Here is a 14421-nt window from a genome sequence, read left to right as displayed (position 1 = left end):
CCCGGCGGACCTGCGACATGAAGCTCTTGATCTTATGCGCTCTTGCGGGCGCGGCTCGTCGTCTTCTTCGCGGGGGTGGCCTTCTTCTCCGCGGTGGTGGTCTTCTTCGCCGGCGTGGCCTTCTTGGCGGGGGCCTTGCGCGGGGTGGTCTTCTTCGCGGCGGGCTTCTCGTCGGGATCGGCCTTGCGCGCCGATTTGGCCGCGCTGATCGGGGTGGTGCCGTCGTCGGCGTCCTCGCCCCGGGCGGCCCGGGCCCGCTCCACCGACGCGCGCAGCGCGGCCATCAGGTCCACGGCCGCCGACGGCGGGGCCTCGACCTCCTCCGGCTGAACGACCTCGCGCCCGGCCACCTTCGCGTCGATGACCTCCTGCAACGCCGTCCGGTAGTTGTCGGTGTACTGGTCGGGCTCGAAGTCGCCGGCCATCGACTCGATCAGCGAGCCGGCCATCGCCAGCTCAGCCGGCCGCGCCTCGACGTCGTCGTCGAGGAACCCGAAGTCGGGCGTGCGCACCTCGTCCGGCCACAACATCGTGTTGAGCACCAGCACCCCGTCGCGAACCCGCAGCGTGGCGAGCTGTTCGCGCTGGCGCAGCGCCACCTTGACGACCGCGACCCGGTCGGTGCGTTCGAGCGCGTCGCGCAGGAGCACGTACGGCTTCGTCGCCGCGCCCTCCGGCTCCAGGTAGTACGACTTGTTGTAAAAGATCGGGTCGACCTGCTCGGCCGGCACGAACTCCAGCACGTCGATCGCGCGGCTCGTGGTCAGCGGCAGGTCGGCGAAGTCGTCGTCGTTGAGAATGATGATCTCGCCGCCGCCGAGGTCGTAGCCCTTCGCGATGTCGTCGTAGGAGACCTCCTCGCCGCAGATCGAGCAGGTGCGCTTGTAGCGGATCCGGCCGCCGTCCTCGCGATGCACCTGGTGGAACCGGATGTCCTTCTCCTCCGTGGCGGAGAAGAGCTTCACCGATATCGACACGAGCCCGAAGGACACCGCACCCTTCCAGATCGCCCGCATCGACCCTCTCCTCACACGTGTCCCACCTGCGACAACGCCTTCAGAATCGCACTGCTGAGCCGCCGATGCGAGTGCTATGGGCGATCTATCGTGGACTGCGTGCCCGAGGCGCCGTTCCCGCCGATGCTCGCCACGGCCGGTCCGCTGCCGCGCGGACCGGAGTGGCGCTACGAGCTGAAGTGGGACGGCGTGCGGGCCGTCGCCGACCTGTCGGGCGGCCGGACCCGGCTGTACGCGCGGACCGGTCCGGAGATCACCGTGGCCTACCCGGAGCTGGCCGGGCTCGCCCGTGCGCTGGGCTCCCGGGACGCGGTGCTCGACGGCGAGGTCGCCGTCCTCGACGCGCGGGGCCGTCCCTCCTTCCGAGATCTGGCCGAACGGATGCACGTGCGCGACCCCGCCCGGGCGGCGAAGCTGGTGCTGACGTTCCCGGTGACGTTCCTGATCTTCGACGTGCTGCGGCTGGACGGCGTGGACGTGTGCGACCGCCCCTACGACGAACGGCGTGCGCTGCTGGAGGGCCTCGCGCTCGGCGGCGACAGCTGGGTCGTGCCGCCCGCGTTCGACGACGGCCCCGGCACCGTGGCGGCGGCCCGCGAGTACGAACTCGAAGGCGTCGTCGCCAAGCGCCGCACCGGCCTCTACCGCCCCGGCACCCGCTCCCCGGACTGGATCAAGGTCAAGCTGGAACGCACCGGCGACTTCGTGGTCGGCGGCTACCGGCCCGGCGCGCGGGCGCTCGGCGCGCTGCTGGTCGGCGTGCCGCACTCCGACGGCCTGCACTTCCGCGGCCGGGTCGGCGGCGGCATCTCCAACGCCAGCGAACGCAACCTGCTCGCCGTGCTGAAACCGCTGGTCGTGCCCGGGTCGCCGTTCGCCGGCAGCATCCCGCGCGAGGATTCGCGGGGCGCCTACTGGGTACGACCGGAAATCGTGGTCGAGGTCAAGTTCAGCGAACGGACACCGGATCTGCGGCTCCGGTTCCCTCGTTTCCTCCGGCGCAGGAGCGACAAGGAGCCGCACGAGGTGATCGATGAATAGCCGCATCCGCGTGCAGGTCGGCGAGCGCGAACTCGAACTGTCCAACCTGGACAAGGTGCTCTATCCGGCCTGCGGCTTCACCAAGGGCGAGATAATCGACTACTACACCCGCATCTCCCCGGTGTTGTTGCCGCATCTCCAGGACCGCGCGCTGACCAGGATCCGTTATCCGAACGGCGTCGACGGCGCACACTTCTTCGAGAAGAACATTCCCGCGGGCACCCCGTCGTGGGTGCGGGTGGTTTCGCTTCCGGTACCCGGGTCCTCCAAAGGCAGGGAAACCATCGACTACGTCGTCTGCGACGACCTGCCGACCCTCGTGTGGACCGCCAACCTCGCCTCGCTCGAACTGCACACTCCACAGTGGAAGGTCGGTGCCGACGGGCCCGATCTGCTCGTGGTCGACCTGGACCCGGGGCCGCCGGCCGGGCTCGCCGAGTGTTGCGAGGTCGCCGTTCTCATGCGGGACAGACTGGCGGCGGACGGCATAGCGGCGTACCCCAAAACCTCGGGAAAGAAGGGCATGCAGCTCTGCTGCCCGGTGTCGGGCAAGCAGTCGGCCGACATCGTCAGCGACTACGCCCACCGCGTCGCCGCCGAACTGGAAAAGGCGCACCCCGCCCTGATCACCTCCCGGATGGCCAAGAACCTGCGCCCCGGCAAGGTGTTCATCGACTGGAGCCAGAACAACGCCGCGAAAACCACGGTCACGCCGTACTCGCTGCGGGCACAGCCGACGCCGACCGTGAGCACGCCACTCACCTGGGACGAGGTGCTGTCGGGTGTCAGCGCGGCCTCGATGACAGCCCCCGAGGTCCTCGAACGCGTCGCCCGACACGGCGATCTGCTGGCCGGGTTATGCGATCTTGGACCCAAAGTTCCCACCAAATGAAAGCGGAGTGATCGCTCCTCTTAGCGCGGATGCGGAGAGTGTGGCTACTCTCGGCGCATCGTGTAGAGGGGGACGTCGATGGCTGAACCGGTGGCGGAGGGGCTCAACGCGCTTCGGGTGGACCTTGAAGGGGTGCGGGCGTTCGCCCAGTCCCTGCGGGGCGATCTCGACGGGTCCATGCGACCAACCGGGTTCGACATCGCGCACCAGCACAGCGGGACCGTGCCGTTCGGCTGGTTCGCCGCCTCCGGCGGCATCGCCGACGCACACCGCGAATACGCTTTCTGCCTCGCCGGCTCCCGTGAGGCGATGGGATCGTTCCTGGACGCCATCGACACGATGATCGCCGGCGTCACGGCCGTCATCGAGACGTACGGCACCGCCGACGCACTCGCCTCCGCCGACCTCGACTCGGTCAAGGAACTGTACGGAAACGCGGCCCGGCCCACGGCGCCACCGCCGACGTCGGGCGGCAAGGCGGTGGCCTCATGAGCGACTGGAGCCGGTACGACGTGCCCGCCCTGTGGGGGGAACTGCGGTCGCGGTCGGTGGACGCCGGGTGGGCGCAGTGGGCCGCCTGGCAGAAGATGTCGGATCTGTTGGCCGATCAGGCCAATCGGATGATGGGGTACCAGGCGGATATGGAGGACGCGTGGCCGCCCAGCGGCACAGCGGCCGGCTACTTCCACGAACGCCTCGCCGAACTGATCTCCGCGTTGCGCGTGAACTCCGTGTCGGCGGGCCGGATCGGAGCGGCCCTGGCACAGGTCAACGGCGCCAGCTTCGCCGCCCATGAGGCGATGCGTCAGTTGAACGACCAATGGCAGGCCCGGAACGGGGAGGTCGGTGCCGACCTGACCTTGCGTCGGCGAGAGCTGAACAAGCAGGCCTATGCCGTGATGAACGAATACGAGTCAACCGTGGTGGAGGCATCGAAGTCATTCATTCCGCCGGAATTTGTACCCAGCGACTCCGAACCCGGTGGAGAGGCGGTAAACCGTTTTTCAAACGAGGGCGATGGTTCGGACGACGTAGGCGGTTCGGGTTCGTCGGAGCCGTACGACGGGGCTGACACCACCGTGCCTGGGACCGGGTCGGATGGCGGGTCGGAGGGCGCAGGATTTCCGGGCGGGGCACCGGAGCTGGCCGGAGTTCCGGGCGGACCGCCCGGGCCTGTGGGACTTCCCTCGACCGGCGGCTCACCAAATGGGAGCGGAGCGGCTCCAAATCCGCTCGTCCCGGTGACAATGCCCTCCGCGCCGGGGCTGCCTGGGCCGGGACGGGTGACGACCAATCCTGTGGGCGCAGCTCGACCCGTAGCCGGGCCGGCAGGATCAGGCCGCCGAGCCATGCCGGTAGGAGGAGTAATCGGCAGCCAGCCTCCGGCCGGGCCGCCCCGCCCCGGTGTCCCCGGGGGCAGAGGACCGCTCCCGCCCGGCGGGGTCGTGGGTGGACGGCAGTCGGTGCAACCACACGGTGGCACACCTTTGACAGGAGGCGCCGGACGTTCAGGACTCGGAGGCCCGCTCAGCGGTCGCCGGTCTGGCCAACAGGAGGAATACCGTGACCCAGGCATCGGCGCACAGTGGTCGGCAGCGGAGGGCGGCCCCGCTGTGATCGAGGCGAAGCCGGAACCGGAACACAGTCCGGGGCCCGGGGTTATCGGTATAGACCGTTGAGGACCTGGATTCGTGTCACTGGCGGCGCGATGGTGGCTGTCATCGTGTCGCTCAGCGGATCGACCGCGGCATCTGCTGACAGTGTCCGCGACCAACAATGGCACTTGAAATTCCTCGACGTGTCGAGGGCTCAAGAAATCGCTAAAGGCGGCGGGGTCACCATCGCTGTGATCGATACCGGAGTCGATTCGGAACACCCTGATCTCCGTGGGAACGTGTTGGACGGCTTTGACGTCAACGGTGATCCGGGTGCTGGCCGCGTCGATAAGAACGGTCACGGCACGGCGATGGCCGGCCTGATCGCTGCACACGGGAAAGGCCCCGACGGGGCGCTCGGAATCGCCCCTGAAGCGCGCATCCTTCCTGTTCAGGTATTAGGCCCGACGGGGTCGGGCGCCGGTGTCGGCGAGGGAATAAGGTGGGCGGTCGATCACGGTGCACGCGTGGTCAACCTGTCGCTCGGTGGGGGTGGCGGAACCTCCGCCGGAATTGGTTCGGGTATCGACTATGCCCGCAGTCGTGACGTTGTGGTTGTCGCAGCGGCAGGTAATACGGACAGGGCACGTGATGTCGAGTTTCCCGCCAACAAGCCCGGTGTGGTGGCTGTTGGGGGTGTCGACAAGCAGGGCAACGATTCGGCCACCACAGTCAAGGGGGAGGCCCTGGTCGTGTGTGCTCCGTCGGAGGACATCATGACGACCGGGCTCGAGGGTAAGTATCGCCGGGGAGATGGTGGGACGAGTTCGGCGGCGGCGATCGTGTCCGGCGTGGTCGCGCTCATCCGCTCGAAGTTCCCGCAACTCACTGCGGAGCAGGTCGTCAATCGGCTGACCGCCACCGCTACCGACAAGGGCGATCCCGGGCATGACCGGCTCTACGGATGGGGCATCGTCGACCCCGTCAAGGCGCTGACCGCCACGCTTCCCGGCGAAGGGCAGCCGGGATCCGGGGACCAGAAGAACGAGACGCATCCGTTCCGGACGCCGGTGCTGCTCCTGGGCGGTGCGGCGGTCGCGGTCGTTCTCGTGGCGGGGCTGGCGCTCGTAGCGATCAGGTCGCTCCGTGACAGAGTTTCGCCTCGGTAGGCTGGCGCCATGACGCAGCCGCCCGCGCCGCACGAGCCTGAGTCCGGCTTTCCGCCGCCATCACCGGGTCCGGAGCAGCGTGCGCCGAGCCGGTCGGAGGCGGGTGCGCCTCAGCAGGTTTCCGGTCCGGGCGCCGGCTTCGGGGGTGTCGAGCCGACGAGCGGGCCGAGCTATCCGGCGAGTGGGCCACCGGCCCAGCCGGGCAACGGCCCGGGGTTTCCGGCGAGCGGGCCGGCGGCGGCGTCCATGGGCGGGTCGGGCTATCCGGCGGGTGCGCCGGGACAGCCGACGAGTGGCCCGGGTTTTCCGACCAGTGGGCCGGCGGCGTCGTCGGTGGGCGGATCGGGCTATCCCGCGGGTGCGCCGGCGCAGCCGACGAGTGGCCCGGGATTCCCCGCGAGTGGGCCGGGTTATTCGACCGGCGGGCCGGCGCAGTCGGTGAGCGGGCCGGGCTATCCGGCGAGTCCCGCCGGTGCGACGGCGGGGCAGGTGCCCGTTCAGGGTGGGCCGGTGAGTGGGCCCGGGTATCCGGGGCCGGAGTTTGTCATGGGGCCGCCGATGGCACCGGGGCAGACCGGCATCCTCCCGGGGCGGACCGGGCTGCTCGCCGGTCCGTCGAGCCAGCCGGAGTACGCCAGCCCGGGGGCCGCGTGGGCCGCCGCGCCGCCGCCGCCGAAGTCGGTGCAGTGGAAGCGCGTGCTGCTGTTGGTGGCGCTGGTGCTGTTCATCGGGCTGTGCACGGTGGCGCTGTTGGTGATCGTGGGCATCAACATCGGCATCGTGCCGTTGATGGTCGGGATCGCGGCCGCGCTGCTGCCGGTGCCGTTGCTGGTGTACGCGTTCCTGTGGCTGGATCGCTACGATCCCGAGCCGGTCAAGTATCTGGTCTTCTGTTTCACCTGGGGGGCGGGCGTAGCCACGTTCGTGGCGTTCCTCGTCAATACCGGGTCCGGGTGGCTGCTGGACCGGTGGGGGCAGAGCGAAAACCTGGTGGCGGTGCTGGTGGCGCCGTTCATCGAGGAGATCATGAAGGCGGCGGGGCCGCTGCTGCTGTTCCTGGTGCGGCGCAAGGCGTTCTCCGGGATCATCGATGCGATTGTCTACTGTGGACTCTCGGCGGCCGGGTTCGCGTTCGTGGAGAACATTCTGTACCTGGGCGGCGTCGGCTACGCGGCCGGCGAGGAGCAGGGCGGTGCGCTCGGCGGGGCGCAGCAGCTCGTCCTCATCTTCTTCGGCCGGATCGTGCTGAGCGGCTTCGCGCATCCGCTGTTCACCTCGATGACGGCGATCGGGCTCGGCATCGCGGCGCGGTCGGGCAGTCGCACGATCCGGTGGCTGGCGCCGTTCGGCGGGCTGCTGCTGGCGATGATGCTGCACGGCTCGTGGAACCTAATGGCGACGCTCGTCCAGGAGACGCAGCGCTCCGAGATCTTCCTGTACGGCTACTTCACCGTCGAGATGCCGATTTTCCTGGCGGTCGTCGGGTTCACGCTGTGGGTGCGGGCGGCCGAGGGGCGGCTGGCCGAGAAGGTGCTGCCCGAGTACGTGCGGGCCGGATGGCTCACGCCGCCGGAGGTGGCGTCGCTGGGTTCGGTCGGGAAGCGGCTCGCGGCGCGCCGGTGGGCGAAGCGGGTTGCCGGTGAGGCGGGCGCGAAGGCGATGGCCGCGTACCAGTTCGATCTGACGCGGCTGACGCTGCTGCGCGACGGGCTGCGGCGGGGGCTGGTGACGAAGCCGCGGGACCTGGAGGCGACGCTGGCCGAGGAGCGGCGCCTGCTCGACGCGATCACGGCCTACCGGAAGGTGTTCGCGGGGCAGGATCCCGGCGTGCCGCGGGCGGTGTGGGACGGGCGGGCGTACCACATCACGTTCCCGGACGGGGTGGTGCGGACCTTTGCCGAGCCGGAGCAGCCGGTGGTCCCGGTCCCGGTGCGCCTCGCCCCGCCGCCGCCGGCCTATCAATAACGGTCACCGATCTTGCAGTTGTGGCGCGGGCGAAGTACTGCGGAAGCGGACACCTCGGGCACCACAACTGCAAGATCGACGATGTCGGGCCGTCGGCGGTGACGCGCAAACCCCGGGGAAAGTCCTAGAGATACAGGCCGGTCGCGTTGTCCTCCACGCGTTGGGCGGCTACCGCGTGCACATCCCGTTCCCGCAGAAGTATGTACTCGCGACCGTGAAGCTCGACCTCCGCACGCTCGTCCGGGTCGAACAACACCCGGTCGCCGGAGACGATGGTCCGCACGGCCGGTCCGACGCCGACCGCGGTCGCCCACGACAGTCGGCGGCCGACGGACGCGGTGGCCGGGATGACGATGCCGGCGGCGGAACGCCGTTCGCCCTCGGCGCCCTCCAGCTTGACCAGGATGCGGTCGTGGAGAAGTCGGATCGGGAGGCCGTCGGCCGCGGTGTCGGTGGACTCGGTCACGCCTGGCAACGCTACCGCCTTCACGTCCCGCATCGGCTTTGGCCCGCGCGTTAACGTGTATGAACTCGGGGGCGACGGGCGGAGGGGTCGAATGGGTCGGATTCAGCAGGTGGCCGCGGGGGTGCGGCGTGCCTACGACGCGACCCGGTCGGCGGCGCGGGCTCGCGCCGAGGAGACCGCGGAGGACAAGGCGGAGGTGCCGCCGGTCGATGAGGTGGAGGGGCCGAAGCCGGAGCCGCTGACCGTCGCTGCGCCGTCGATCACCAGCCGGGACGACTCGGAGGTGCCGAAGGAGCTGCGCATCGCGGCGGCCTACGCGTGGCGCCTCATCGTGCTGGCGATCGCCGCCGTCGGGGTGTTCTACCTGATCGGCATGCTGTCCCATGTGGTCATCCCGCTGGCCATCTCGCTGCTGCTGTCCGCGCTGTTGTCGCCGCTGTCGCGGTTCCTGGTGAAGTACGCGAGGTTCCCGAAGTCGCTGGCGGCCGGGCTGGTGCTGGTGGCCGGGCTCGGGGCGGTCATCGGCACGCTGACACTGGTGGTCACGCAGATCGTCGACAAGTTCGGCGCGCTGTCGCAGAACGCGCAGAACGGCGCCGAACGCATCCGCGACTGGCTCCAAGGCGACCCGCTCAACCTGTCGACGAAGCAGCTCGACGACGCCATCGAAAGCGTCACGGGCTACATCACCGAAAACCAGGGCCGGATCACCGGTAGCGCGCTGTCCACGGTCACCACCACCATCGAGACGCTGGCCGCGTTCTTCCTGGTGCTCTTCTCGACGTTCTTCTTCATCCGGGACGGCGACAAGATCTGGCGGTTCCTGGTGCGGATCTTCCCGCGCGAGGCCGAACGTAAGGTCGAGATGGCCGGCTACGCCGCGTGGGCCACGCTTGGCGCGTACGTGCGGGCGACGGTGCTGGTGGCGTTCATCGACGCGCTGGGCATCGGGTTCGGGCTGTACGTGCTGGACGTGACGCTGTGGTTCCCGCTGGGCGCGCTGGTGTTCCTGTCGGCGTTCATCCCGGTCGTGGGTGCGGCGCTGTCGGGCGCGGTGGCGATCCTGGTGACCCTGGTCGAACGGGACCCGCTGGCCGCGCTCGTCGCGTTGATCATCGTGATCGCCGTGCAGCAGCTCGAGGGGCACGTGCTCCAGCCGTTGATCATGGGGCGCGCCGTGGCGATCCACCCGCTGGCCGTCATCGTGGCGATCGCGGCCGGCGCGTACGTCGCGGGGATCATCGGGGCGCTGGTGGCCGTTCCGATCGTCGCCGTGCTCAACACGGCCATCCGCTACCTGGTGCTCAACCGGCGGGAGCCGCCACCGGACGCTGTCGTCGTCGCCTCGGAGTCCACCGCGTAGCGGGCGGGCCGAGTGCCGTCGCGAGCAGGGCCGGGACGGCGACGAGCGCGACGACGAGCGGGACGGCCACGCCGGAGTCGTTCGTGGCGAAGCCGATCCAGCCGAGGACGGCGGTGCCGAGCGCGGCCTCCCGCAGGCGCGCGGTCCGCACCGCCCACCAGGTGAGCGCCAGGACAAGGGCGAGCGCGGCGACCGTGTGCGGTCCGGCCGTGAGCAGGTCCAGGTTCGCGCGGAGTTTTCTCTCGACGGTCGAACCGGCGGAGCCGTCGAGCACGCTGCCGGCGAAGCGCCCGAAGTGACTGCGGGCGTCCGGCGGGCGCAGATGGTCGGCGTAGGCGAGCCCGGCGACCACCACCGCTCCGGCAGCACCGGCGGCGAGGAGCTTCCACGGGTCGACCCGCGTGCCGGTGAGCAGCAGCCCGAGCACCACGAACGCCGGCACCAGCGTCAGCACCCCACCGAAGTCCGCACCCCACCCGGGGGCCCCGTCGACGGCGATCACCGGGACGGCCACGGCACCGACGACACACGCGGTCCTCAGTCGCCCCGTGACGCCGCGCGCGAGAAGAGCGACCAGCAACACGGCGGCGGCCCCGTACACCGCGAACGCCATGTTCCCGAACCCGGTGAACCGCCCCGCCACGAGCGGGCTGTACCCGAACATGCTGTCGATCTGCAGGGTCGTGCCGGTGAGCCCGTCGACGGTCAGCACCAGCACGGTCGCCCCGGCGACGACGAGCGCCGGGGTTCTTCCGAGGTGCGCCACGGCGGCCAGTCCCGCGGCGGCGAGCAGGGTCACCAGGGCCACGGTCACGCCGGGCCACGGCGCACGCCACCACGGCACCAACTGCGCCAGGAAGGTGGCGACCGGCACCGCCGCCAGCCCGGTGGCCGCCGGTGGGAAGAACCGCCACCGCCACAGCGCCAGCACTCCCACGATGAGGAGCCCGTACAGCACGAAGAACGTGGCGACGGCGCCGGCGTGCGCGGTGGAGGCGGCGTCGTCGTCCCGCAGGGCGGCCACCGTCGCGTCGAGCCGGTCCGGGCGTCCGGCCGCTCCGCCGGTCAGCGGCGCTCCCGCCAGGCCGGCCGGCACGGGCAGTCCGAGCAGCCGCACCGCGGTCGGCGCGACGTCGCTCAGCTGAACGTAGGGCGTGCGACGGGTACTCGCCGAGCGCAGCCACCCGCCCGCGAAGCCGGGCCCGTGTGCGACGGCGACGTGCAGCCGCGGCCCGTCCCCGCCGGCGTCGGCGAGCCCGAGCACCAGCAGGACGCTCCCCTGTGGACGGTGACGCTCCACTGTGGACAGCGCACGGTCGGCGGCGGCGAGCGCCTCCGCACGCCCGGCTCCCTCCGGCAGCGCGCCGAGGTCCACAGTGGACAGCGGGCAGCGGCGCAGCAGCGCGGCGGGATCCTCGGGGACGACCGGCGCGTAGAACGGCACACGGCCGTCCGGGGCGGCCACTGCCAGCGCGGCACCGGGCCCGACCGCGGCGGCGCAGGGGAGCGCCGCGCCGAGCGTGCCCGGCTTCGCGTCGAACCGCAGCCCGCCGTTGAGCCGCACGAGCGCCGGCATCGCGTCGACCCGCCCCGCGCCGCACGACACGCCCGCCCCGCACTCGGCTCCACCGGACGGATCGACCGAGACCGGCGGCGCCTCACGCCCGGCGCAGCCCGCCTCGGCGTCGATGCCCGCGGGATCCCGCACCGCCGCGTAGGTGCCGGCGCCCAGCGTCAGCCAGCCCTCCCCGCCGCACGTCACGTGCGGCGGCGCCGGTGCGGCCCGGGTCGACAGCGAACCCACCGACCCCGACTCCACGAGCCGCGCCAGCGTCGGTGTCCGATCGGCCGACACGTCCGCCCAGCGCAGTCCGGGGATCCCGACCACCACGACGTTCCCCACGGCGGGCCGCGGCGCGGCGGCGAGCACCGGCGAGGCACCGAGCACCAGCGGGGCGAACACCAGGGAGACCAGGGGTAGCCAACGCATACCGGCCGACCCTATCGATCGGGGTCCACGAATCGATAACGATTACTCGCATCGCCACCGCTTTCGATGAACGTTTCACGGTATGACCTGCGCAAACGCCCTCGAAACAAGGCGTCGATTGACCGTTCCTCCCGCGCCCGGCGAGGCTCCTGCGCGCCTGGATAAGGAGGCCACCCCCAGATGCCCAGACAGCTTCTCCGCCGCCGCACGGCGCTCGCCGCGGGAGTGAGCACGCTCGCGCTCGTCGCGGCCGGCGTCCTGCAGGTCACGCTCGCCGACCACAGCCCCGCCCGCGCCGCCGCCGCGGACCCGTACTCGTTCAAGAACGTGCGGATCGACGGCGGCGGCTTCATCCCCGGCATCGTCTACAGCCGCGCGGAACGCAACCTCATCTACGCGCGCACCGACATCGGCGGCGCCTATCGCTGGAACGAGTCGACCCAGAGCTGGACGCCGCTGCTGGACAGGTTCGGCTGGGACAGGTGGGGCTACAACGGCGTGGTAAGCCTCGCCGCGGACCCCGTCGACGCCAACCGGGTGTACGTCGCCGCCGGCATGTACACCAACACGTGGGATCCCAACAACGGCGCCATCCTGCGCTCGACCGACCGCGGCAACACGTGGCAGGAGACCGTCCTGCCGTTCAAGCTCGGCGGCAACATGCCGGGCCGCGGCATGGGCGAACGCCTCGCCGTCGACCCCAACCGCAACAGCGTCCTGTACTTCGGTGCCCCCGAGGGGAACGGCCTGTGGCGCAGCACCGACTCCGGCGCCACGTGGGCGAAGGTGACGGCGTTCCCCAACGCGGGCAATTACGCCGACAATCCGAGCGACCCGAACGGCTACCAGAGCCACCGGCCCGGCGTGGTGTGGGTGACGTTCGACAAGCGCACCGGCACCAGCGGGAACGCCACGCAGACCGTCTACGTGGGCGTCGCCGACAAGTCCAACACGATCTACCGTTCCACGGACGGCGGAACGACGTGGGCGGCGGTGCCCGGCGCGCCCACCGGCTACATCGCGCACAAGGGCGTTCTCGACGAGGGCACCGGCAACCTCTTCATCGCCACGAGCGACACCAGCGGCCCCTACGACGGCGCCAAGGGCGACGTGTGGCGCTACGCCACCGCCACCGGAACGTGGACCCAGGTCAGTCCCGTCCCGTCGAGCAGCAGCGACGCGTACTTCGGGTACAGCGGCCTGACGGTGGACCGTTCCGAGCCGGGCACGCTCATCGTGTCGAGCCAGCACTCCTGGTGGCCGGACACCATCTTCTGGCGTTCGACCGACAGCGGCGCCACGTGGAGCAGGGTGTGGGATTTCACCAGCTATCCCAACCGCGCCAACAGGTACACGATGGACATCACCGCCAACCCGTGGTTGACCTTCGGCGCCAACCCGCAGCTGCCCGAACAGGCGCCGAAGCTGGGCTGGATGACGGAGTCGGTGGAGATCGACCCGTTCAACTCGGCGCGGTTCATGTACGGCACCGGCGCCACGCTGTATGGCAGCACCAACCTGACCAACTGGGACAGCGGCGGAACGTTCACCGTCAAGCCGATGGCCAAGGGGCTCGAGGAGACCGCCGTCCTGGACCTGATCAGCCCGCCGTCGGGCGCCCCGCTGATCAGCGGCCTCGGTGACATCGCCGGCTTCCGGCACACCGACCTCGACGCGGTGCCGGCGATGATGTTCACCCAGCCGGCGTTCACCAGCACGACCAGCCTCGACTACGCGGAGGCCAACCCGAGCGTGATGGTGCGCGCGGGCAACTTCACCGACGCCGACCGGCCCAATGACAGCCACGCGGCGTTCTCGACCGACGGCGGCGCGAACTGGTTCCAGGGTTCCGAGCCGGGCGGCGTCAACGAGGGCGGCACGATCGCGGCGGCGGCCGACGGCAGCCGGTTCGTGTGGGCGCCGAAGGACGTGGCGCCGGTCTACACGGTCGGCTTCGGCAACTCGTGGGCGTCGGCCTCCGGGCTGCCCACCAACGCGGTCGTCGAGTCGGACCGGGTCAACGCGAGCAGGTTCTACGGGTACTCGGCCGGGTCCTTCTACGTCAGCACCAACGGCGGCCAGACCTTCACGAAGTCGGCCGCGACGGGGTTGCCGAGCACCGGGGCGAAGTTCAAGGCCGTCGCCGGGCGCGAGGGGCACATCTGGCTCGCCGGCGAGGGCGGGCTGTGGCGTTCGACCGACTCGGGCGCGTCGTTCACCAAGCTGTCCGGGGTCACCAAGGGCATCAACGTGGGCTTCGGCAAGGCCGCGCCGGGTGCGTCCCACGACGCCGTTTTCCTCATGGGAACGGTGGACGGCGTGACCGGGCTCTACCGTTCCGACGACACGGGCGCGACGTGGCTGCGCATCAACGACGACGCCCACCAGTGGGGCAACGCCGGCGAGGCCCTCACCGGCGACCCCCGCATCTACGGCCGCGTCTACCTCGGCACGAACGGCCGCGGCATCATCTACGGCGACCGCACCGGACCGGCCCCGTCGGTGAGCCCGAGCGCCAGCGGGAGCCGGTCGGCAAGCCCGAGCGCGTCGGCGAGCGCCAGCCGGAGCGCGAGCGCCGGCACGAGCCCGAGCGCCAGCAGATCCGCCAGCGCCGGCCCGAGCAGCCAGGCCCCGGGAAAGGCGTGTGCCGCGGAGTACCGGATCGCCGGCAGCTGGCAGGGCGCCCACCAGGCCGACATCACCGTGCGGAACACCGGAAGCACGGCGATGACCACCTGGAAGCTGACCATCGCCTTCCCGCCGGGAAACGGCTTCGACCAGGTCTGGAGCGCCGTACTGAACGCCGACGGCACGGTCGGCAACGCCGCCTGGAACGGCGCACTGGCACCGGCGGGAAGCACCACCTTCGGCGGCATCGTCCACGGGGCGGCGACCCCACCGACCGCCATCACCTGCACGGCCAC

At 70.7% G+C, this 14421-nt stretch carries 10 protein-coding genes; 7 read left to right on the top strand and 3 right to left on the bottom strand.

Features of this window, described 5'->3' with window-relative positions; all coding sequences use genetic code 11:
* Window positions 1-32: 32 nt before the first annotated feature.
* Window positions 33-1016 (bottom strand): non-homologous end joining protein Ku, encoded by a 984-nt coding sequence (gene ku / locus Val02_RS46290; protein WP_203905764.1) that lies wholly within the window; start codon window positions 1014-1016, stop codon window positions 33-35.
* 99 nt (window positions 1017-1115) lie between these two features.
* On the opposite strand from ku, the gene ligD (Val02_RS46285) reads away from it, so the two are divergent.
* From ligD (Val02_RS46285) to Val02_RS46265, 5 genes are all read left to right on the top strand, one after another.
* On the top strand, window positions 1116-2057 hold the full coding sequence (gene ligD, locus Val02_RS46285) for a non-homologous end-joining DNA ligase (RefSeq protein ID WP_444546011.1): 942 nt from the start codon (window positions 1116-1118) through the stop codon (window positions 2055-2057).
* Window positions 2050-2949 (top strand): non-homologous end-joining DNA ligase, encoded by a 900-nt coding sequence (ligD, locus tag Val02_RS46280; RefSeq protein ID WP_203905763.1) that lies wholly within the window; start codon window positions 2050-2052, stop codon window positions 2947-2949. The genes ligD (Val02_RS46285) and ligD (Val02_RS46280) overlap by 8 nt, the downstream gene beginning before the upstream one ends.
* A gap of 78 nt (window positions 2950-3027) precedes the next feature.
* The gene (locus tag Val02_RS46275; RefSeq protein WP_203905762.1) at window positions 3028-3441 is read left to right on the top strand and encodes a hypothetical protein; all 414 of its coding nucleotides are present in this window, start codon (window positions 3028-3030) and stop codon (window positions 3439-3441) included.
* Window positions 3442-4657: 1216 nt separating this feature from the next.
* Entirely contained in the window at window positions 4658-5713 is a 1056-nt protein-coding gene (gene mycP / locus Val02_RS46270; RefSeq protein WP_203905761.1) for a type VII secretion-associated serine protease mycosin, read from the top strand.
* Window positions 5714-6223: 510 nt separating this feature from the next.
* Window positions 6224-7678: a PrsW family intramembrane metalloprotease gene (locus Val02_RS46265; protein WP_239153859.1), complete on the top strand. Its 1455-nt coding sequence runs from the start codon at window positions 6224-6226 to the stop codon at window positions 7676-7678.
* Window positions 7679-7802: 124 nt separating this feature from the next.
* Here the strand turns inward: Val02_RS46265 and Val02_RS46260 are convergent, their stop codons facing one another.
* Window positions 7803-8144 (bottom strand): GroES family chaperonin, encoded by a 342-nt coding sequence (locus Val02_RS46260; RefSeq protein WP_239153858.1) that lies wholly within the window; start codon window positions 8142-8144, stop codon window positions 7803-7805.
* Window positions 8145-8235: 91 nt separating this feature from the next.
* Between Val02_RS46260 and Val02_RS46255 the strand changes: the two genes are divergently transcribed.
* Window positions 8236-9507 carry an AI-2E family transporter gene (locus Val02_RS46255; RefSeq protein ID WP_203905759.1) on the top strand — a complete coding sequence of 424 codons (1272 nt, stop codon included), beginning with the start codon at window positions 8236-8238 and terminating at the stop codon, window positions 9505-9507.
* Here the strand turns inward: Val02_RS46255 and Val02_RS46250 are convergent.
* A complete protein-coding gene (locus Val02_RS46250) occupies window positions 9449-11497 on the bottom strand; it encodes a hypothetical protein (protein ID WP_203905758.1) in 2049 nt (682 codons plus the stop codon). The two genes, Val02_RS46255 and Val02_RS46250, sit on opposite strands and share 59 nt — an antisense overlap.
* A 180-nt stretch (window positions 11498-11677) precedes the next feature.
* On the opposite strand from Val02_RS46250, the gene Val02_RS46245 reads away from it, so the two are divergent.
* On the top strand, window positions 11678-14421 hold a 2744-nt coding region (locus tag Val02_RS46245), incomplete at its 3' end, for a cellulose binding domain-containing protein (RefSeq protein WP_203905757.1).

It is taken from the genome of Virgisporangium aliadipatigenens (genome assembly GCF_016863615.1).
GTDB classification, from domain to species: Bacteria; Actinomycetota; Actinomycetes; order Mycobacteriales; family Micromonosporaceae; genus Virgisporangium; species Virgisporangium aliadipatigenens.
The sequence above is the reverse complement of the archived record's forward strand: the minus strand, read 5'-3'. Positions and strand labels throughout refer to the sequence as shown.

Excerpts from the sequence above, each read along its gene's own strand:
- ku (WP_203905764.1), bottom strand. The coding sequence starts at position 1,016 with ATGCGGGCGATCTGGAAGGGTGCGGTGTCCTTCGGGCTCGTGTCGATA.
- ligD (WP_203905763.1), top strand. The coding sequence starts at position 2,050 with ATGAATAGCCGCATCCGCGTGCAGGTCGGCGAGCGCGAACTCGAACTG.
- Val02_RS46275 (WP_203905762.1), top strand. The coding sequence starts at position 3,028 with ATGGCTGAACCGGTGGCGGAGGGGCTCAACGCGCTTCGGGTGGACCTT.
- mycP (WP_203905761.1), top strand. The coding sequence starts at position 4,658 with ATGGTGGCTGTCATCGTGTCGCTCAGCGGATCGACCGCGGCATCTGCT.
- Val02_RS46255 (WP_203905759.1), top strand. The coding sequence starts at position 8,236 with ATGGGTCGGATTCAGCAGGTGGCCGCGGGGGTGCGGCGTGCCTACGAC.
- Val02_RS46250 (WP_203905758.1), bottom strand. The coding sequence starts at position 11,497 with ATGCGTTGGCTACCCCTGGTCTCCCTGGTGTTCGCCCCGCTGGTGCTC.